General features: G+C 44.0%; 21 protein-coding genes and 1 tRNA gene. 16 read left to right on the top strand and 6 right to left on the bottom strand.

Translation table 11 applies throughout. The annotated features are described in order from the left end of the window. Positions 1-12 precede the first annotated feature (12 nt). The 3 genes from ACPD8L_RS08920 to ACPD8L_RS08930 all read right to left on the bottom strand — a co-directional run bounded on the left by ACPD8L_RS08920 (position 13) and on the right by ACPD8L_RS08930 (position 1,244). The gene (locus ACPD8L_RS08920) at positions 13-708 is read right to left on the bottom strand and encodes an LrgB family protein (RefSeq protein WP_423943023.1); all 696 of its coding nucleotides are present in this window, start codon (positions 706-708) and stop codon (positions 13-15) included. Then, complete coding sequence (locus tag ACPD8L_RS08925) at positions 705-1,040, bottom strand: CidA/LrgA family protein (protein WP_423943025.1); 336 nt, start codon at positions 1,038-1,040, stop codon at positions 705-707. The genes ACPD8L_RS08920 and ACPD8L_RS08925 overlap by 4 nt, the downstream gene beginning before the upstream one ends. A gap of 122 nt (positions 1,041-1,162) precedes the next feature. Continuing rightward, positions 1,163-1,244 (bottom strand) — tRNA-Leu (locus ACPD8L_RS08930). A 162-nt stretch (positions 1,245-1,406) separates the two neighbouring features. Here ACPD8L_RS08930 and ACPD8L_RS08935 point away from each other — a divergent pair. The 3 genes from ACPD8L_RS08935 (at position 1,407) to pth (ending at position 3,728) form a co-directional block, all read left to right on the top strand. Next, a complete protein-coding gene (locus ACPD8L_RS08935) occupies positions 1,407-2,348 on the top strand; it encodes a ribose-phosphate pyrophosphokinase (protein ID WP_293303399.1) in 942 nt (313 codons plus the stop codon). A gap of 19 nt (positions 2,349-2,367) precedes the next feature. Continuing rightward, positions 2,368-3,006 (top strand): 50S ribosomal protein L25/general stress protein Ctc, encoded by a 639-nt coding sequence (locus ACPD8L_RS08940; RefSeq protein WP_293303400.1) that lies wholly within the window; start codon positions 2,368-2,370, stop codon positions 3,004-3,006. A gap of 92 nt (positions 3,007-3,098) precedes the next feature. Further along, positions 3,099-3,728, top strand: a complete 630-nt coding sequence (gene pth / locus ACPD8L_RS08945) for an aminoacyl-tRNA hydrolase (protein ID WP_293303401.1) — start codon at positions 3,099-3,101, stop codon at positions 3,726-3,728. Between the two features lie 2 nt (positions 3,729-3,730). Here the strand turns inward: pth and ACPD8L_RS08950 are convergent, their stop codons facing one another. Both ACPD8L_RS08950 and ACPD8L_RS08955 read right to left on the bottom strand, forming a co-directional pair. Then, positions 3,731-4,417 (bottom strand): hypothetical protein, encoded by a 687-nt coding sequence (locus ACPD8L_RS08950; RefSeq protein ID WP_293303402.1) that lies wholly within the window; start codon positions 4,415-4,417, stop codon positions 3,731-3,733. After that, complete coding sequence (locus tag ACPD8L_RS08955; protein ID WP_423943028.1) at positions 4,414-8,190, bottom strand: reprolysin-like metallopeptidase; 3,777 nt, start codon at positions 8,188-8,190, stop codon at positions 4,414-4,416. The genes ACPD8L_RS08950 and ACPD8L_RS08955 overlap by 4 nt, the downstream gene beginning before the upstream one ends. A gap of 56 nt (positions 8,191-8,246) precedes the next feature. On the opposite strand from ACPD8L_RS08955, the gene ACPD8L_RS08960 reads away from it, so the two are divergent. The 3 genes from ACPD8L_RS08960 to serS are packed head-to-tail and all read left to right on the top strand — an operon-like array spanning position 8,247 to position 11,816. Then, positions 8,247-9,176 (top strand): bifunctional riboflavin kinase/FAD synthetase, encoded by a 930-nt coding sequence (locus tag ACPD8L_RS08960; protein ID WP_116216999.1) that lies wholly within the window; start codon positions 8,247-8,249, stop codon positions 9,174-9,176. Then, positions 9,177-10,493: an HTTM domain-containing protein gene (locus ACPD8L_RS08965; RefSeq protein ID WP_293303404.1), complete on the top strand. Its 1,317-nt coding sequence runs from the start codon at positions 9,177-9,179 to the stop codon at positions 10,491-10,493. It begins immediately after the preceding gene. A gap of 51 nt (positions 10,494-10,544) precedes the next feature. Then, positions 10,545-11,816, top strand: coding sequence for a serine--tRNA ligase (gene serS / locus ACPD8L_RS08970; RefSeq protein ID WP_423943030.1), 1,272 nt, complete (start codon positions 10,545-10,547; stop codon positions 11,814-11,816). Positions 11,817-11,896: 80 nt separating this feature from the next. Here serS and ACPD8L_RS08975 read toward each other — a convergent pair whose 3' ends face one another. Then, on the bottom strand, positions 11,897-12,280 hold the full coding sequence (locus ACPD8L_RS08975; protein ID WP_116216996.1) for a hypothetical protein: 384 nt from the start codon (positions 12,278-12,280) through the stop codon (positions 11,897-11,899). 240 nt (positions 12,281-12,520) lie between these two features. On the opposite strand from ACPD8L_RS08975, the gene ACPD8L_RS08980 reads away from it, so the two are divergent. The 10 genes from ACPD8L_RS08980 (at position 12,521) to ACPD8L_RS09025 (ending at position 19,914) form a co-directional block, all read left to right on the top strand. Beyond that, positions 12,521-14,308 (top strand): tetratricopeptide repeat protein, encoded by a 1,788-nt coding sequence (locus ACPD8L_RS08980; protein WP_423943032.1) that lies wholly within the window; start codon positions 12,521-12,523, stop codon positions 14,306-14,308. Positions 14,309-14,343: 35 nt separating this feature from the next. Beyond that, complete coding sequence (locus tag ACPD8L_RS08985) at positions 14,344-14,661, top strand: DUF4286 family protein (RefSeq protein ID WP_116216995.1); 318 nt, start codon at positions 14,344-14,346, stop codon at positions 14,659-14,661. A gap of 3 nt (positions 14,662-14,664) precedes the next feature. Next, complete coding sequence (locus ACPD8L_RS08990; protein WP_423943034.1) at positions 14,665-14,973, top strand: gamma-glutamylcyclotransferase family protein; 309 nt, start codon at positions 14,665-14,667, stop codon at positions 14,971-14,973. A gap of 65 nt (positions 14,974-15,038) precedes the next feature. Continuing rightward, positions 15,039-15,863: a 16S rRNA (adenine(1518)-N(6)/adenine(1519)-N(6))-dimethyltransferase RsmA gene (gene rsmA, locus ACPD8L_RS08995; RefSeq protein WP_293304703.1), complete on the top strand. Its 825-nt coding sequence runs from the start codon at positions 15,039-15,041 to the stop codon at positions 15,861-15,863. Next, positions 15,850-17,202 carry a magnesium transporter gene (gene mgtE / locus ACPD8L_RS09000; RefSeq protein WP_116216993.1) on the top strand — a complete coding sequence of 451 codons (1,353 nt, stop codon included), beginning with the start codon at positions 15,850-15,852 and terminating at the stop codon, positions 17,200-17,202. The genes rsmA and mgtE overlap by 14 nt, the downstream gene beginning before the upstream one ends. A gap of 27 nt (positions 17,203-17,229) precedes the next feature. Further along, complete coding sequence (locus tag ACPD8L_RS09005) at positions 17,230-17,700, top strand: DUF1572 domain-containing protein (RefSeq protein ID WP_293303410.1); 471 nt, start codon at positions 17,230-17,232, stop codon at positions 17,698-17,700. Beyond that, positions 17,697-18,062, top strand: a complete 366-nt coding sequence (locus ACPD8L_RS09010) for a cupin domain-containing protein (RefSeq protein ID WP_423943035.1) — start codon at positions 17,697-17,699, stop codon at positions 18,060-18,062. The genes ACPD8L_RS09005 and ACPD8L_RS09010 overlap by 4 nt, the downstream gene beginning before the upstream one ends. Positions 18,063-18,081: 19 nt before the next feature. Continuing rightward, on the top strand, positions 18,082-19,014 hold the full coding sequence (locus ACPD8L_RS09015) for a 2-hydroxyacid dehydrogenase (protein ID WP_423943037.1): 933 nt from the start codon (positions 18,082-18,084) through the stop codon (positions 19,012-19,014). A 58-nt stretch (positions 19,015-19,072) separates the two neighbouring features. Further along, a complete protein-coding gene (locus ACPD8L_RS09020; protein ID WP_421810627.1) occupies positions 19,073-19,531 on the top strand; it encodes a DUF1801 domain-containing protein in 459 nt (152 codons plus the stop codon). Continuing rightward, the gene (locus ACPD8L_RS09025) at positions 19,528-19,914 is read left to right on the top strand and encodes a VOC family protein (RefSeq protein WP_116216988.1); all 387 of its coding nucleotides are present in this window, start codon (positions 19,528-19,530) and stop codon (positions 19,912-19,914) included. Before ACPD8L_RS09020 ends, ACPD8L_RS09025 begins: the two co-directional genes overlap by 4 nt. Positions 19,915-19,916: the final 2 nt, after the last annotated feature.

Raw genomic sequence — 19,916 nt, forward strand, 5'->3', positions numbered from 1 at the left:
GAAGAACCATGTCTACACAAGAATCCAATCTATAACCAAAGGAGTTACAACAGCGGTCACGAGCCCGTTGACACAAAGTGCCAAACCACTATACACTCCAGCCAGTTTACTTTCCTCCAAGGCTCTTGCCGTACCTATGCCATGGGATGCCGTACCCAAGGCGGTCCCAATGGCTGTTTTACTGGTGATGCCCAAAAACTTAAGGATATTGATTCCAAAGGCATTACCAAAAATACCAACTGCAATCACAATCCCCGCCGTGATGGATGGAACCCCACCGACCGACTTCGCAATTTCTATGGCAATGGGTGTGGTGACCGATTTTGGGGCTAAAGACCGCATCAATACATCAGGTGCCTTAAAGGCCATCAGAATAAAAATCAAGCTCAGTATACTGCTCACTCCCCCAACAAAGACCGCAATGCAAAAAGGCATCAGATTGGATTTGATCTCATCCAATTTTTCATAAAACAAAACCCCAAGGGCCACCACTGAAGGTCCCAAAAAGAAACTGAGAAATTTTCCGCCATTGTCATAGGTTTCAAAGTCAATATCAAATAGGGACAGGAACAGGATAAGCACCAAAATAGTCACCAGAATTGGGGTGGTCACGGCCCATCCCAATCTTTTGTGTAGGCGTTGGGCCATAAAAAACACGGCCAAGGTCAAAAATACCCAAACCACGGGCAAGGCAATAAAGGCTTTCATTTTTTCTCGAGTTTTTCCTGAAGGAATGCCGTTAGGTAAAGTGTTAGTATGGTGCTTCCCAAAACAGCCAACCCAATGGGGAGCCAATGTTCCTTTATGGTCTCAAAATGAACCATGAGTCCTACACCATAGGGCACAAAAAAGAGGACCAGATATTTCAGCAGTTTGTCTGAGGCCGGCTTCACCATTTCCAATGGGATCATTTTGAATTTCAAGGCCAGGAAGATCAACACCATCCCTATGATGTTTCCGGCTATGGGAATCTTAAAAAGATAGGTGACAAACTCACCTACCACCAAAAAAAGAAAGATGACACTTAAGGATTTTAGCATTTGGCATTTGGTTTTAGTATTGAAATTTAAGGCTTCATGGGGTAATCCTCAACAAGAAAGACAAAACTTTGTGGTACAGCATAAAAAAATCCCTGCAAACTCAATGTTTACAGGGACTCTTGTACCTTGGGTGGGAATCGAACCCACACGTCCGAAGACACTGGATTTTGAATCCAGCGCGTCTACCAGTTCCGCCACCAAGGCATTTATGGTGTTTTTTTCAAAATGGAATGCAAAGCTAAACAAATATTTTTATTCAACACCAAAAAATACTTGTATTTATCCTTTAGCAACCCGAATTAATTTTTAAATTTGCACCTCTTTACCAGAAAGCATCGTTAAAAAGCTAGACAACAAGAGTTTGCAATGGCCTATCAAGTTCCTGAACCCAAAATTTTTGCATGTACCCAAAGTATTGAACTCGGCAAAAAAATAGCCGCTTCATATGGTGCAGAATTGGGAAAGATACAGTTTTCCAGATATAGTGATGGGGAATTTCAGCCTTCATTCGAGGAATCCATTCGTGGGGCACGCATCTTTATCATTGGTTCCACCAACCCAAGTTCCGAAAATTTAATGGAAATGTTGTTGATGCTCGATGCTGCCAAAAGAGCCTCTGCAAGACACATTACCGCCGTGATGCCCTATTTTGGGTGGGCCAGACAGGACCGAAAGGACAAACCACGCGTACCGATTGCTGCAAAACTTGTAGCCAAGATGCTGGAAACCGCGGGAGCCACAAGAATCATAACCATGGACTTGCACGCGGACCAAATCCAAGGCTTTTTTGAAAAGCCTGTGGATCATTTGTTCGCTTCTACCTTGTTCCTCCCCTATTTAAGGAGCCTCAATTTGGATAATCTTTGCATTGCCTCCCCGGATATGGGTGGTTCCAAAAGAGCCTATGCCTATTCCAAGGCATTGGAGTGCGATGTGGTCATCTGCTACAAGCAACGGGCCAAGGCCAATGTGATTTCACATATGGAACTCATTGGGGATGTAGAGGGCAAGAATGTGGTTTTGGTGGACGACATGGTGGATACCGCAGGTACACTTACCAAAGCAGCTGATTTAATGATGGAACGCGGCGCCTTGAGCGTCCGTGCAGTGACCACACACGGATTGCTGTCCGGTAATGCCTATGAAAGAATAGAAAACTCAAAGCTGACGGAACTGATCATTACAGATTCAATTCCCATTGATCATAACCAGAAAAAAATAAAGGTATTGAGTTGTGCCAACCTCTTTGCGGATGTGATGCATAGAGTACACCACAACACTTCCATATCTTCAAAATTTTTAATGTAAATCAATTTAATATATTACAATGAAGTCAATTACTATCAAAGGATCCCAAAGAGAAAGCGTGGGCAAGGTATCTACCAAGGCCCTACGTAATGCTGGAAAGGTCCCTTGCGTGCTGTACGGAGGGGAAAAGCCATTGCATTTTTCAGCAGAAGAGATCTCATTCAGAGATTTAGTGTACACCCCCAACGCTCACACTGCTGTGATTGAGTTGGAGGATGGCCAAAAATTTGATGCGGTACTACAGGACATCCAGTTTCACCCTGTAACCGACAAAATTTTGCACATCGATTTCTATCAATTGTTCAATGACAAACCTGTGACCATGAACATCCCTGTACGTTTGGAAGGAAACTCCCCAGGGGTACGAAACGGTGGTCGTTTGTTGTTCAGAAAGAGAAAACTATCCATCAAGGCTTTGCCAGAATTATTGCCTGATTTTATCACTGTGGATATTTCCAAGCTTAGAATCGGTGGTACCATTGCCGTAGAAACCCTATTGAGCGATGATTTTACCATTCTACACCCAGATAGTACTGCGGTGGTACAGGTGAAAGCTTCCAGAACTTCTGTTGCGGATGAAGAAGATGATGAAGAAGAGGAAGGCGCTGAAGGTGCTGCTGAAGGTGGCGATGCCCCAGAAGCAGAAGCTACGGAATAGCCCGTTATACCCATAAAACACAAAGCATCCCATTCGCGATCAAGCAACTAATGGGATGCTTTTGTATTTTTGGACAAATATCGTTTAAACGGATGCTCAAATTCATCAAAGCATTTTTCACTACTGCCAAACCTTTACTACAAGAAACAGATTCCATGAAAAAATTCCTTATAGTCGGCCTGGGAAATATAGGGTCGGAATATGAAGAGACCCGACACAACATCGGGTTTAAAATATTGGATTTTTTGGCAGAACGGGAAAGCTTTACCTATGAAGATGCCAAACTTGGTGCTGTAGCCACATTTAGGCACAAAGGAAAAAGTGTTTTGTGCTTAAAACCTTCCACATACATGAACTTAAGTGGAAAAGCCGTTAAATATTGGATGGACAAGGAAAAAATCCCCTTGGACAATGTGCTTGTGATCACGGACGATATTAATCTTCCCTTTGGCAGCATCCGTCTGAAGACCAAAGGAAGCGATGGGGGCCACAACGGATTAAAGGATATACAGAATACCCTCCAGACCTCCCAATACAACCGTTTTAGATTTGGAGTCGGGGCGGAATTCAGTAAGGGAAAGCAGGTGGATTACGTTCTCGGGAAATGGAACAGCGAAGAAAACCAGGCTCTACCTGAACGCTTACAAAAAGCAGCGGACCTTGTTCTATCTTTTATTTTTGCCGGCACAAAGAACACCATGAACCAGTTCAACGGTTCTTGAATTTAATGCACTTTAAATTCAAACACCCCGGAATCTGAAATATTCCCTTCATCATCTGTAGTCAAGACTTTCCAATAATACGTTTCTCCTGAAGTGACACTTACGGCCAATTCCATAACATCGGCTTCCGTGGTTCCCACAGATGACGCCGGTGGGTTCACATCTGAAAAAAACACTTCAAAAGAGGCTATATCACTATCCACATCAGCTCCCGACCATTCCAGAGTCACCTCATTGGCTATATCCTTTAATACCGTGGAACCCGAAATGGGAGATACGGCCTGCGCAGGAAAAGGCGCATAAGTGGTTTGGGCACCTGCATTGTAAAACAACCATGTATCACTTGTTACAACCTGATCGGACCTACTGTTGGTTGAGGTGACCGACCATGCAAAAGGAGTTCCTTTGGCTATGGACAGACTGACCGATGTGGCTGCGGTTGATAAGGTTTGTGGAACGTTGGTTTCCAAATTGACCACCGTCAAAGTGTAACTATTGGTATTCGCCGAAGATCTCCACTCAAATGTAACTTGACTCAATTCTTCATTGATACTTACCCCTGTGGTACATTCCGAGTTTTCCCCAGGGAACACCAACTCCGCCGCTTCAGGAACCACAGGTCCATCATCATTCCCTCCGCAAGAGGCAAACAACAGTAAAAGGATGAGACTGACTAAAGATTGTTTCATTTTTTAATCAATTTAAATGTATCCTTGATTCCTTCCGCTTCAACTTGAAGATAATAGGCTCCCTTGGATAATTCCGACACATCCAACTCCAGATTCTCCCCATACAGTCTTTTTACGTAGGTCTTGACCAACCTTCCATTTGATGAGAACACCTTAACCGATACAGCACCCACAAATCCATTGAGATAAACTTCCGTGATTCCCGCTGTTGGGTTTGGTGACAAAATAGGCTGCAACGCATTAAAATAGGTCTGTTCAAAAACACCTTGACAAGGCAAATCCGTATAAACCTTTAGAGTGTTCCGCCCTTCTTTCAATTCCAATTGTATGTTGGAATCCATTGTTTGGGTCACCAATCCGTTCAGTTCCACATTATAAAGATTGGCCCCTTCCATGGTAAGCTGTACAAAACCCTCTTCTGTGACGGCAACAACTTCCAAGATATCAGGTTCAGAGACCACAATGTCATAGCATACTTCACGATATGTGATCAACCCATTGGTCCCGGTAATGCATAAAGAATAGGTTCCAGCATTCAAATTTGAAAACGTATGTCCTGTGGTAAAATCAACATTAACTGGAGAACCTCCCCCATCCAAAACAGCCGAATACGTTATGGTATTGTCCGTTGGGGTAATGGTCACAGAACCGTTGTTATTACCCCTGCAGGTCTCGCTTAAAATTTGCACTTCAAAATTATCAGAAGTAAATCGGTAGACTGCACAACCATTGGTATCTACTTCAACGCCTTTTGGTGTACCCAAGCAAAGATCGTCCCCATCGTCAAACACTCCATCTTCATCATCATCCGGCCTAAAATTACCTTCCACACAGACTTCCATGGAAAATGATATCAACGCCCCCCCATCACTGGATGCATTGTCCTTCACCTCCAACACCCATTCCCCCAAAATGGATTCTCCATTCAGTGAAGCCAAAGAACCCAAAGGGGCCACGGTTCCAGAAATAGCGGGATTTCCACCACAAACAATCGCACTTCCGTCATCATCAAAAACGGCATTTATATTATTCAACCCACCACAAGTACTGGATATCAATGCAACACGGGTACCTTGAGGGGAAATAAGAGTGATCATCAAATCTTCCAAATAGCTGTGGTCCAGTTCCAGATTTACATTGAGATCGGAAATAGGCAAATCTTCAAAAAACTGTATGGACGAGGTTATTGTTGGAGTGCCCACATTAGAAATTTCCAAGGGCAGATTTTTGGATTCAAAGTTTTTACAGTTCAACTGTATGGTCGTAAAACTGAAAGGTGTTCCAAAAGTGCCCGTACCACAATCGTTACTTGGCCGTACCCTCCAAAAATATTCGGTTTGTTCCTCCAGATTCGTGGCCTTATAAAAATTAAATGGTACAGAGGCCGATTCAATCACATTGGAAAACCCAACATCTGTGGCAATTTCCAAGTCATAATTGGAATACAAAGGGTCAGTCTCCCATTCCAATTGGGTTCCCAAAGATGCATTTACTACCATATCAGCAGGAGAGACCAGCACAACATCAGCAAAACCGGTATCTTGAACATTAAGTGAAAAGACCACATCCTTGGTTACCGAGGCTGAAGTAGAAGTTACCGTAATATCATAAATCCCTGGGGCAACACTTCCCGTATTGGAAAGTGTCAAATCCACCGAAGTACCATTGACGCTTGCATTGGTCGGTGAAAAAACAGCCGTTAAACCCACAGGTACATCCGCGGAGAAGGTAGAAGTTTCATTGAATCCCAAAAAAGTTTGGTACGCAAAAGGGATGACAATGTCGTCAGGTTGACAAACGGAATAGGACAGTTCGGAGAACTCCAAGACCACCTCAGAAGCCTCAATCGTAAAATTCGTTGCATTGACCGCAAAGAAAATATTATCACTGGCCTTTACCATAATACGGGCAGTAGACGTAGCGTTTCCAGGGAGAAGTATTTCCTCCGACCCATCATTCAGGGTATCATCGGCCAACATAATGGGAAAAGTGGCCCCTCCATCCAAAGAAAGGTAAATATCCACAGTCTTTGCATCAATAGGTAAAATATTGGTATTGGCCACATCCCAGACAACTTCTTGAATAGTTCCCCCACTGTATGTTTCAGATGAAGTTTGGGAAGTCACTACAAAAGGCCCTGCTGCCTTGATCACTTTTACATCCAAAACATCTGATACTACCTGCCCACCACCAGAAGCATTGTCCCTCACCGTACAGGCAAAAGTCAGGGTCCGCTCTATTTCAGAAACGGTTTCCCATGCATCACCCTCTCCCGGAGTGGTCTGGGTAAGGTTTCCTTGCACTATATCGGACAATCGGGGAAAATATCTCTTGGGATCTATGGAAGGGGGCCGCGATCTAAAATTGGCGCCACTGGCATTGGTTGGACCAAAAGTATTGGTCGTTACCACACCATTATTGATCTGCTCCCAAGTGTATGTAAGGACATCCCCCACATCTGGGTCTGTTGCACTACCCTCCAAAACAAAGGCTGTTCCTATTGGTATTATAAAGTCATTTACAGGCGACAGTACCGGAGGAGAGTTAGTGATGGCCGTGGTTTGGGCGCAAGAGGTAGACTGCAGGTAATCAGATATTTGCAGGATGCTGTTATAGTGAAAATAATCATCCCCATTGGGCGCTACATTGTTTCCTTCAACAATACCGGCATACCCCATAATGGTGGTTCCGCTGGCTGGCTCGGCCTGCACACCGGTTCCTTCCGACTCAAAAGACCATGTATGGTTGGCACCAAATTGATGTCCCAATTCATGCGACACAAAATCCAGGTCGAAGATGTCGCCTTCAGGCTCAAAGGCTGCCGAAAAAGCACTCCCCTTTTGGTTATCCACACACACGGCCCCAACAAAACCAGCATTCCCATTATTTTGGGAAACAGAGCCCACCTTGTGAAATAAATGTCCAACATCATAATTGGCCTCCCCTATATTGGTAGTAAGGGTATTCTGAACTTGTGAATTAAGGTTCCCATTGTATGGATCGGTATCTGGATCGGTATAAATCACCAAGTCATTATTGGGTACTAACTCCAAAGTAACCCCCAAATCGGTTTCAAAGACCTCATTTACCCGCGTCAAGGTGGCATTGATAGCTGCCAAGGCATCCGCAATAGTGCCCCCATGATAAGTTGTGTATTCCCCAGTTACCGAAACAGCTATCCTATACTTTCGGAGCACTTGGTCATCCACCAAGGGCACAATGGTTTTTGCGGTAAGGCTCTGTTGGATTTTCTCGGTCTCACAGACAAAGCTATTTTTCCCCTCAGCATCTGCCCCTTTTTTATAAAGTATATAGGCATTGGGCTTATTTGATACGGGTTCCATGAAAACCTTTTCCTGATCGTTCAGGTTCACCACCATACTCTGGAGTCCTTTGTGGGAACTACTGAGCTTAATCTTGTATTTCCCATCTTGGCTTATCCCCGTGAACGATTGGATATTGGGATACTTTTGGGCCAACTCAGGGTGCAATACCGGTGTTTCGGTAAGTGTAAAGGGAACCACTTCCCCATCTCCGTTGGGAAAGTATACCGTAACGCTCTTTCCTTTGGATGTCCGTGAAGGAACAAGCTTCTCCTTAAAGAGGTCCTCTTCCAAAGAAAAAACCGCACGGGCCTTTTCCACATGCTTTATGGAAGAACTCTTCAAGTAGGATTCTTTTTGGGCCGATTTCCAATAACCCTGTTGTCCAAATGCACAAAAGGAGCCAAAAAATATGGTTATTGAAAAAACAAGGTGTAATTTAGCCTTCATACATAGTTTGGGCATAGGTCAATTTCAAAAATAAGCCTTTTTTATTTCTTGATTAGGTGGAAACAATCCAGAATATTTCTCTTTTTAAGCACAATACGTATCAAACGGTAATTACCATTGGCACTTTTGATGGTGTTCATCTGGGTCACCGCAAGATATTGGAACGCCTCATAAATAGTGCCAAAAATACCGGATTAAAATCCACAGTCCTCACTTTTTTCCCACATCCCAGAATGGTGCTCCAAAAAGACACCAATATAAAACTACTGAATACCATTGAGGAAAAAACCCAAATCTTAAATGATTTGGACCTGGATTATCTCATCATCCATCCTTTTACAAGACAATTTTCACGACTTTCGGCAACCGAGTTTGTCCGTGATATTTTGGTCAATAATTTAAAGGGCAAAAAAATCATTATAGGTTACGACCATAGATTCGGAAGAAACCGTAACGCCAATATCCAAGACCTTATAGCTTTTGGCAACACCCTTGATTTTGAGGTAGAGGAAATTCCCGCCCAAGAAATCGACGATGTTTCCGTTAGCTCCACAAAAATCCGAAATGCCCTAAAAGAGGGTGATATTGCCACCGCCAACAGCTATCTGAGCTATGCCTATATGCTTACGGGCACCATAAAAAAAGGGAAGGGCCTTGGGAAACAATTTGGGTTCCCGACCGCCAACCTGCACATTCCCGAAACCTACAAACTCATTCCAAAAACCGGCGTGTATGTGGTCAAGAGTACCATTGACGGCAAAGAACATTTTGGAATGATGAACATTGGCTACAATCCTACCGTAGGAGGATCCGAAAAAAGTATCGAAATCAATTTTTTTGATTTTGAAGGCAATCTGTACGACAAGAAAATACAGGTAGGCATTTTACATCGCATTCGCGATGAGCACAAATTCAACTCCGTAGAAGAACTCCAACAGCAATTGGCAAAGGACAAAGAGGTGTCGTTGGACCTAATCTCCCAATAGATGACATTCCATTTTCTTTTTAAAAAAATAGACAATGCCCAACTGGTTGTCTTTCGTATTTTCTATGGTCTTTTGGTCAGTGCGGAATGTTACGGGGCCATAGCCACGGGTTGGGTCCGAAGAACCCTGATCGAACCCAAGTTCACCTTTACTTTTATTGGGTTTGAGTGGCTACAACCCCTGCCCGGCAATGGCATGTACGTCTATTTTGCCCTAATGGGTACTTTGGGAATCTTAATAACCATAGGTTATAAATACCGTTATAGTGCTTTGGCCTTTGCCTTGATGTGGACTGGGGTGTACCTGATGCAAAAAACATCGTACAACAACCATTATTACTTGCTGATGTTGTTGGCCTACATTATGGCATTCCTCCCTGCCCACAAAGATGCCTCTTTGGATGCCAAATTGAACCCAAAACTACATTCCTTCACCATGCCCAATTGGGTAAGGTGGACCATTATCTTTCAGTTGTTCATTGTCTACACCTATGCCTCAGTGGCCAAACTGTACGGAGATTGGCTGGATTTTAGCATCATTGAACTCTTGATGAAATCCAAATCGGATTATTTTTTGATCGGTGAACTTTTACAGGAAAAATGGGTGCATAAAATCGTGGCATTTTTCGGTATTTTTTTCGATTTGCTCATTGTGCCCGCCCTGCTTTGGAAACCTACCCGTAAAATTGCCTTTGCCTTGGCCATTTTTTTCCACCTCTTCAACAGCGCCGTGTTCCAAATAGGGATTTTCCCCTATCTATCCTTGGCGTTCACAGTCTTCTTTTTTGAACCCCAAACCATTCGAAACGTATTTCTGAAGACCAAAAAAGTGGTTGTTGAACAATCCAAAACACTTCCCGAAAACCACCGATGGGTTCTGGGAATCTTGGGAGGATACTTTCTTATACAACTTCTCCTCCCGTTGCGCCACCATGCCTTTCAAGATGATGTTTTATGGACCGAAGAAGGCCATAGGCTCAGTTGGCGGATGATGCTACGCAGTAGGTCTGGGACCATTCGTTATAGAGTGGTAAACAAAAAAACAGATAAAGTAACGTTTATTGACCTCGGGGATTATCTCACCAAAAAACAGCGCAGAAGAGTAGCCTGTTATCCTGATTTTGCATGGCAATTTGCCCAGCATCTCAAGAAAGATTATGCACAAAAGGGGGAGGATATCCAGGTTTTTGTGACCAATACGGTAAAAATCAACCAAGGGGAGTATTATGAATTCATAGACCCCAAGGTGGATTTGGCCAGTGTTCCTTGGAAGCATTTCGCCCACAATGACTGGATTCGTCCATCGCATCAGGAATAATTGTTGGGCACGTCTTCAGATTGAATTAAATTTGCGGCTCAATACAAGGCCATGCTTCAATTACACACCATTCGGGAAAACAAGGAAAGTATCATCACCGCTTTACAGAAGCGAAACATCGATGCGGAACCCATGCTGTCAAAGATTATCGAACTGGATGAAAAAAGACGTTCCATCCAAACAGAACTTGACGCCACATTGGCCGAATCCAACAAACTCTCCAAGGAAATCGGCATGCTCTTTAAATCCGGGAAAGCCCAAGAAGCCAATGCCCTTAAGGAAAAAACCGCGGGATTGAAGGAAACGTCAAAGCAATTGGGGGATGCCCTTAATGCCGCTGCCGCTGCCCTGCAAGAGCAATTGTACCAGATTCCCAATGTACCCCACGAATCTGTTCCGGCAGGAAATTCCGATGAGGACAACGAAGAAATTTTTAGGGAAGGTGATATCCCAGTCTTGGAAGAAGGTGCATTGCCACACTGGGAACTGGCCAAAAAATACAACATCATTGATTTTGAACTCGGCGTAAAGGTCACTGGTGCCGGCTTCCCCGTCTACAAAGGAAAGGGAGCCCGTTTACAGCGTGCCCTTATTTCTTATTTTTTGGACAAGAACACTGATGCCGGATATACGGAAGTACAACCCCCTCTCATGGTCAACGAAGCCTCTGGTTATGGAACCGGGCAGTTACCGGACAAGGAAGGGCAAATGTATCATGTCACCGCAGACGATTTGTATCTTATCCCTACCGCGGAAGTGCCCATTACCAATTTGCACCGGGACGATATTTTGGCCGAAACCGATTTTCCCATAAAATATACCGGGTATACCCCTTGTTTTAGAAGGGAAGCTGGAAGTTACGGAGCGCATGTACGTGGATTGAACCGTTTGCACCAGTTTGACAAGGTAGAGATTGTTCGCATGGAGCACCCCAACAACTCATACGCTGCTTTGGACGAAATGGTGGAGCATGTAAAGAATATCCTTCGCGATTTGAAATTGCCTTATCGAATCCTTCGTCTCTGTGGTGGGGATTTGGGTTTTACTTCTGCCCTTACCTATGATTTTGAAGTGTTCTCCACAGCCCAGGACCGCTGGCTGGAAATCAGTTCCGTTTCCAATTTTGAAACGTTCCAGGCCAACAGGTTAAAACTTCGTTTTAAGGATGAAAATGGGAAAAGTCAATTGGCACATACCTTGAACGGAAGTGCCTTGGCCCTTCCAAGGGTACTGGCCGGAATCTTGGAAAACTGTCAAACCAAGGATGGCATCAAAATTCCCGATGTTTTGGTTCCTTACTGTGGGTTTGACACCATTGCATAATACAAAAAAGCCGGGGCCACCTTTCTCAAAGTGATGTCCCGGCAAGTTTCAATAATCCAATTTTTTAACTTGGAGCCTTTTTAATGGCAACCGTGGTCCACACATCCTTGTGGAACTATATCGGCATCCTCATTATTATTGGCGTCCTTTACGGTAATGACACCACCATTACACCCAAAATTTAAAGTAACACTACTGGAATACGTGGTCATTAACAGAGTACCCCCTTGGTACCATCTGTAGGGTGCAGTACCCCCATACACTGAACCATCCACTTGACCATAGGGTCCAGTTCCACACCAAGACAGTGAAATCCCTGAGGCCTCAACGGCTTCAACAGCTTCAACTTTCAAGGAAGCCTCCTCAGTTGCGGACGAAGAAAAATTGTCCAAATTCTGTGCAGAAACGTATGTCACCAATGACATTACGAACAATAGTGCAATCAATTTGCTACTTGTTTTCATATAGAAAAAATTTTAAGGTTTTTTAAATATAATAATATTTTTCTTACATATTACGTAAGTTTTATTATTAATACATGAAGTTACTGTTTCCAAAATCTTAAAAAAATCCAGAATCCTTATCCAAACCAATGGTTTGATTTTCAACAAATACCCTCAATAGCCCCTAGCTTATGTGGTATTTTGGATTCGGTTAACAGAATCCCGCACTTTTGTACGTTATATTTACAATAAAACCAACTATTGAGGTTTCTCTTATTTTTCATATCGAGCATTTTTGTGCAGACCTTTTCCTATTCCCAAGAGGATTTTCTGGCCAAACAGTACTTTACGGACGGGGAATTTGAAAAAGCAGTGGTCTTCTATGAAAAATTGGTGGAGAAAAACCCGAGGCGTACCGACTATTCCGAAGGTTTGGTGGCCTGCTATCAGCAATTGGAACGTTATGGGGATGCCGAAATCTTCCTCCTGCAGAAAATAAAGGACACCTACGCCTTTCCCACCTTTTTTATTGAACTGGGCTACAACTATACCTTGCAGGACCAAGCCGAAAAGGCAACGACCTATTATGATCAGGCCATCCAAAAAATAGATGAAAATCCCAATTATGGATACAGTGTAGGGTATCGATTCCAGAAATATGCGCTATTGGACTATGCCATTAAGGCCTACACCAAGGCCATGGCACTAAAACCGGATTTGAACTACGACTTTCAATTGGCCAGGATTTATGGCGAGCAGGGCAACATTGAAAGAATGTACCAATCCTATCTCAATCTTATCTGGGAAGGAAGGACTTCCCGTTCCAATGTGCTTCGCAATATAGACGACTTTATCTCGGAAGATCCTTCCAACCCCAATAATGTCATGCTACGAAAGGTATTGCTCAAAAACGCACAGCAAAACCCGGATGTTCTTTGGAACGAATTGTTGAGCTGGCTTTTTGTACAGCAAAAACAATACAACAGCGCGTTCAGTCAGGAAAAGGCCATTTTTAAGCGTACAGGAGAAACTTCCGTGGACCGGTTGGAAAATCTAGGGCAGATCGCCTTGGAGGACAATGACCTGGACAATGCCATCTCCATTTTTCAATATGTGGTGGAAAATAGCGCCGATCCAGGGAACAAACTCAACGCTGAGCTAAGCCTTATCGATATTGAATTGAAAGATCCAACAGAAAAGGTTTTGAATCAGGTTGAAAAGAAATTTCAGGATTTGGTGGCAACGTATGGAAACCAAAGTCGTACCCTACAATTGCAGATTGCCTACGCCAATTTTCTCACTTTCAAACGGGAAAGACCGGAACCTGCCATTACCATGCTCAAGGAAAGCCTTGAACTACCCTTGGGACGTGTGATCACGGCCTATATAAAATTGGCTTTGGGTGATATTTTGGTGTACGACCAAAAATTCAATCAGGCACTTATCTATTTTACACAAGTACAGAAAAGCCTTAAAAATGATGTTCTGGGTCAAAATGCACGTTTCAAAGTGGCCCAGACCAGTTTTTACAAAGGAGATTTTGATTGGGCACTTACCCAATTGAAAGTACTCCGAAGCTCCACTTCCCAGCTCATTGCCAATGATGCCATGCAGTTGAGCCTATTGATCTCGGACAATTCCTTGGAAGACTCCACCCAGACCGCATTGAAAAAATATGCCAAGGCCGACCTGTTGGCCTATCAAAATAAAAACAAGGAAGCCATTGCAGAATTGGAGGATATCCTTGAAAACCACAAAGGTGAAAAAATTGAGGATGAGGCATTGCTCCGGCAGGCCCAGCTTTTGGAAGCCCAAAAAGATTATGAAGGCGCCCGGTTCAATTATCAAAAAATTGTAGAGTTTTATGCCGATGGCATTTTGGCCGATGATGCCCATTTTGCTTTGGGCGAACTATATAGAAATGTCCTTAATGAACCTGAAAAGGCCAAAGCCCATTACGAGAAGATCATCTACAACTATCAGGACAGTTATTATTTTCCTCAGGCCCGAAAGAATTTTAGGATGCTCCGTGGTGATGCCATTAACTAATTCTTCCCTACATTAGGGCCTTAAACCAAGAGGCCATGATCATATACAACGTTACGATCAATATAGAGGAAAGTGTGCATGATGAATGGTTATCATGGATGCAGGACAAGCACCTGCCCGATATGCTGGCCACAGGAAAGTTCACTCATGCCAAAATGGTAAAAGTACTCGTAGAGGAAGACATGGGAGGGGTTACCTACTCCATACAGTACACCACAAAGGACAAACAGACTTTGGAATCGTACTACCGGGAAGATGCCGACCGTTTGCGTGCCGATGCCCAAAAATTGTTTCCCAATAAGTTTGTGGCATTCCGAACAGAGCTCGAAGTCATCAGTCAACAAATCCCCTAGTCCTTGGCATACCTTTTTACCAATGGCACCCTACAAGACCTTCAAGTACTGCAATACGTATTTGGACGCATCCTCGATGGGCAACCCGATTTTTTATTGGGGTTCAAAAAAATGGAAAATGCCGTTTACGGTAGATACCCCCTAGTAATTCAAACTGGTAAAATTGAGGACAAAGTGGAAGGTAAGGTATACGAGGTCTCCGAAATTGACCTAAAGAAGGCCGATATTTATGAAACCAGCGCTTATAATCGTAAAATATTCCCTCTGGAATCCGGTCTGAAGGCATGGGTCTATGTCGAAAATTCCAAGTAACTTGCAAAAAAACCCCTGTGCCCAAGAAGAATAAAAGAAAGCCAAGTAATGGTCGGCCCAAACGTATGGAAAATGGGCAGGAAAATGGTGCGGTAAAGGCCAAAAAGCATTTGGGGCAACATTTCCTGAAAGACGAAACGGTGGCACGCAACATAGCGGAAACCCTTAGCCTTAAAGGCTATACCAACGTTTTGGAGATAGGTCCGGGAATGGGCGTGCTCACCAAGTACCTTTTACAACGAGATGTAGATCTGGTGGCCATGGACTTGGACGAAGAATCCATCATATACCTAAACCACAGTTTTCCCCTTGAACATTCCGAAATCCTTAAAAAGAACAATCGCCTCAATATTATTGAAGCTGATTTTCTAAAGTTTGATCTACGAAACCTTTACGGTGAAGAGCAATTTGCCATAACTGGAAACTTCCCCTACAACATCTCAAGTCAGATTGTCTTTAAAATGTTGGAGATCCGGCAACAGATCCCAGAATTTTCGGGAATGTTCCAAAAAGAAGTGGCCCAGCGCATTTGTGAAAAACCGGGAAGCAAGACCTATGGCATTCTATCGGTCTTGGTACAGGCCTTCTACGAGGCCGAATATTTGTTTTCCGTACCACCCCAGGTTTTTGACCCTCCACCAAAAGTGCATTCCGGGGTATTGCGCCTCACCCGAAAACCAGAACTGAAACTTCCCTGTGATGAGCATCTGTTCTTCAAGGTGGTAAAAACAGCTTTCAACCAAAGACGAAAAACGCTCCGTAACAGCCTTAAAACCTTTGATCTTTCCGATAATCTCAAAGAAGATACTATCTTTGACCAGCGCCCAGAACAGCTCAGTGTGGCAGATTTTGTAACGTTGACCCAAAAGATAGCCAATGACCCCGTTTAAACTTACAGACGAGCTTTTAGAAGAAATCCAGCAACTGATATCGGAAAAGAGAAACACCGACCTTCAGTCCATGATGCAGGAGTTCCACTATGCCGATATTGCCGAAATAGCGGATGAACTCGATGTGGATGAAGCCACCTACCTCATTAAGCTTCTGGATAGTGAGAAAACATCGGATATCCTTGCGGAAATGCATGAAGATATCCGGGAAGCCGTATTGAAAAACCTTACGGCAAAGGAAATCGCCGGGGAGTTGGAGGAGTTGGACACGGATGATGCCGCCGATATCATCAATGAGCTGCCCAAAGAGATGGTCCAAGAGGTCATCTCCGAGATCGAGGATCGGGAACACGCCAAACATATTGTGGACCTGCTACGCTATGACGAGGACAGTGCCGGTGGACTTATGGCGAAGGAATTGGTAAAGGTGAACGAAAATTGGAACGTGCTCACCTGCGTCAAGGAAATGAGGGCCCAAGCCGAAAATGTGACCCGGGTACACTCCATATATGTAGTGGACGATGAGGGGAGGCTAAAAGGAAGACTCTCTTTGAAGGACTTATTGACCACCTCCACCAAGACCAACATCAAAGATGTGTATATCCCAAAAGTGGATTCCGTGACCGTTAACGAAAAAGGCGAAGAAGTGGCAAAGATTATGTCCAAATACGACTTGGAGGCCATTCCCGTGGTGGACGAAGTGGGCAGATTGGTGGGCCGCATTACCATTGACGATATTGTGGACGTGATCAAAGAAGAAGCCGATAAGGATTACCAAATGGCTGCCGGTATTTCCCAAGATGTTGAGGCCGATGATAGCATCTGGGTCCTTACCCGCGCCCGATTGCCTTGGCTTATATTGGGACTTATGGGAGGTTTGGGCGCCGCTGCCATCATGGGTGGATTTGAGGAAATGATATCCAAACATGCGGTGCTTTTCTTCTTTACCCCGCTGATAGCGGCTATGGCTGGTAATGTTGGGGTACAGTCCAGCGCCATTATCGTGCAAGGTCTCGCCAACGATGACCTCAAGGGAAGTATCAGCAACCGCCTCGTCAAGGAAATGTTGTTGGCACTCTTGAATGGACTTATCTTAGCCATCTTGCTCTTGTTCTTCACTTGGGTTTGGAAGGGATCCTTCAGTACGGCCCTAGCCATTTCACTCTCGTTGGTAGTGGTCATAGTAGTAGCAGGGCTGATCGGGACCTTTATCCCTCTTTTCCTCCATAAAAGAGACATAGACCCCGCCATAGCCACAGGCCCTTTTATCACTACAAGTAACGATATCTTTGGAATCCTCATCTATTTTTTGATTGCCAAGATTATTTTGGGGATTTAATTCCTTTCAACTTAAAAGCAAACCAAGATGACACGAAGTGAATTCATGGCAACCAGATTAAGGGAAGTCCTGTTGAGTGGTCATTGGATTGCCCAAACCAACATCAAGGAACAGATAGAAAGCATATCGTGGCAACAGGCCAATCAAAGGATACAATCCCTGAATACCATAGCCTTGCTCACATACCACCTTAATTATTACCTGGGCGGTATTTTGAATGTATTTGAAGGAGGAAAACTCGAAATTAGGGATACATACAGCTTTGATATGCCCGCTATGACTTCGGAAACGGATTGGAGGAACTTGGTTGGGGAATTTCTGGTCAACTCCGAAAAATTTGCCATGCATGTGGAAAAAATGGAGGACGCCCTGCTGGACACTCCCTTTGTTGATGAAAAGTACGGAACCTACTTGCGAAACATAGAAGGAGTGATTGAACACAGTTATTATCACCTAGGTCAAATTTCACTGATCAAAAAACTAATATTGGAAAGATGAAGCCCATCAATCTACAGCAAAAACATACCGAATTCACCAACCAATGGCACCCGCACCAAATTGCGGTGGTGGACAATATGCAAGTACTATTGGCCAAGTTGCAGGGAGAGTTTGTCTGGCATGCCCACGAACATGAAGACGAGCTATTCCAAGTGATCAAAGGCACCCTTTATATGCAGTTTAGGGACCGGACCGAGGTAGTGAAGGAAGGAGAGATCATTGTGGTGCCCAAGGGAGTGGAACACAACCCCATGACCAAAAATGGGGAAGAGGTACATGTGCTCCTTTTTGAAAAGCTGACCACGGCCCACACTGGGGACGTCCAGCATGAAAAAACACAGACCATATATCCAAAAATCTAGGAATTGTATATTTGCCTCCATGAAAATTCTCCATCTGGATACCAACCACCCCCTACTTCTGGAACAGTTTGCCCAACTGGGTTTTGAAAATCATGAAGATTACGTTTCTTCCAAGGAAGAAGTGGAACGCAAAATACACGAATACGACGGTGTGATCATCCGAAGTAGATTTACCTTGGACCAACAGTTCTTGGACAAGGCCTCCAATTTAAAGTTTATTGGAAGGGTCGGTGCAGGCTTGGAAAACATTGATGTGGAGCATGCCAAACATAAGGGCATCTTCCTTGCCTCAGCCCCAGAAGGCAACCGGAATGCGGTGGGCGAACACACCTTGGGTATGCTATTGTCCCTAATGAACCACATGGGCAAGGCCAACCGCGAGGTGAAAAAAGGAAAATGGGACCGCGAAGGGAACCGTGGCGTGGAGCTGGATGGTAAAACCGTGGGCATAGTGGGCTACGGAAACATGGGTAAGGCATTTGCCAAAAAGCTGCGTGGATTTGATGTGGAAGTCATCTGTTATGATATTGTGGGAGGGGTCGGTGATGAAAATGCCCGCCAAGTCGGTATCATGGAATTTCAACAAAAATCGGATGTCGTAAGCCTTCACGTACCCCAGACCGAACTTACCGTGGGCATGGTCAACTCCGAATTCATAGATGCATTTCACAAATCCTTTTGGTTATTGAACACGGCCCGGGGAAAATGCGTGGTGACCAAAGACTTGGTCATGGGATTAAAATCCGGAAAAGTATTGGGTGCCGGATTGGATGTGCTGGAATATGAAAAGAAGTCCTTTGAGAACATGTTCATCCAAAAACCCAAGGCCTTCAAATACCTTCGGAAAGCCAAAAATGTACTATTGACTCCCCACGTGGCTGGATGGACCGTGGAAAGTAAAGAAAAATTGGCCCAAACCATTGTGGACAAGGTCAAAGAGAAATTTTGTTAACTTTAAAACCCTAAGCCATTCTATTATTGGCTTGGGCCGTTGGCAAAATTCACTGAAAATGACCATAGATGCCCAAACCCCGGACGAATATATCCGCAAGGTCCCCGAAGACCGTCGGGAGGCTGTTTCCAAATTAAGGGAAACAGTCAAGACAAATCTCCCCGAAGGTTTTCAGGAATGCATCAGTTATAAAATGATTGGCTATGTGGTTCCACATTCCCTATATCCAGATGGGTACCACTGCAATCCCACCTTGCCCCTGCCCTTTATCAATATCGCATCACAGAAAAATTTCATAGCCCTATATCATTCTGGCATTTATGCCAACCCTAATCTTTATAATTGGTTTGTAGAGGAATACCCAAAACATGTATCGACCAAATTGGACATGGGGAAAAGCTGTATTCGTTTTAAGAATGGCAAGAACATTCCTTTTGGACTGATTGCCGAACTATGCCAAAAAATGACCCCTCAGGATTGGATAACCTTATATGAACAAAACATTAAACGACCATGAAACAAAGAGTAACAGGAATCGGGGGATTTTTCTTTAAGACCAAAGACCCGAACAAAATCAAGGATTGGTACAAGACCCACCTGGGCCTTAACACGGACCAATATGGATGTTCCTTTTGGTGGAAAGATCAAAAGGGAGATGATTGTATGACCCAATGGAGTCCCTTCGCCGAAGACACTACCTATTTTCAACCCAGTGAAAAGCAGTTTATGATGAACTTTAGGGTAGAGAACTTGGTGGAATTGTTGGAAGCCTTAAAAAAAGAGGGCGTCACCGTAGTGGGCGAAATAGAGGAATACGACTATGGCAAATTTGGATGGATCATGGACCCGGAAGGCAATAAGTTGGAACTATGGGAACCTGTTGATAAAGCATTTCTTTAGGT

The sequence above is a fragment of the Flagellimonas algicida genome (assembly GCF_049629585.1).
Lineage (GTDB): Bacteria > Bacteroidota > Bacteroidia > Flavobacteriales > Flavobacteriaceae > Flagellimonas.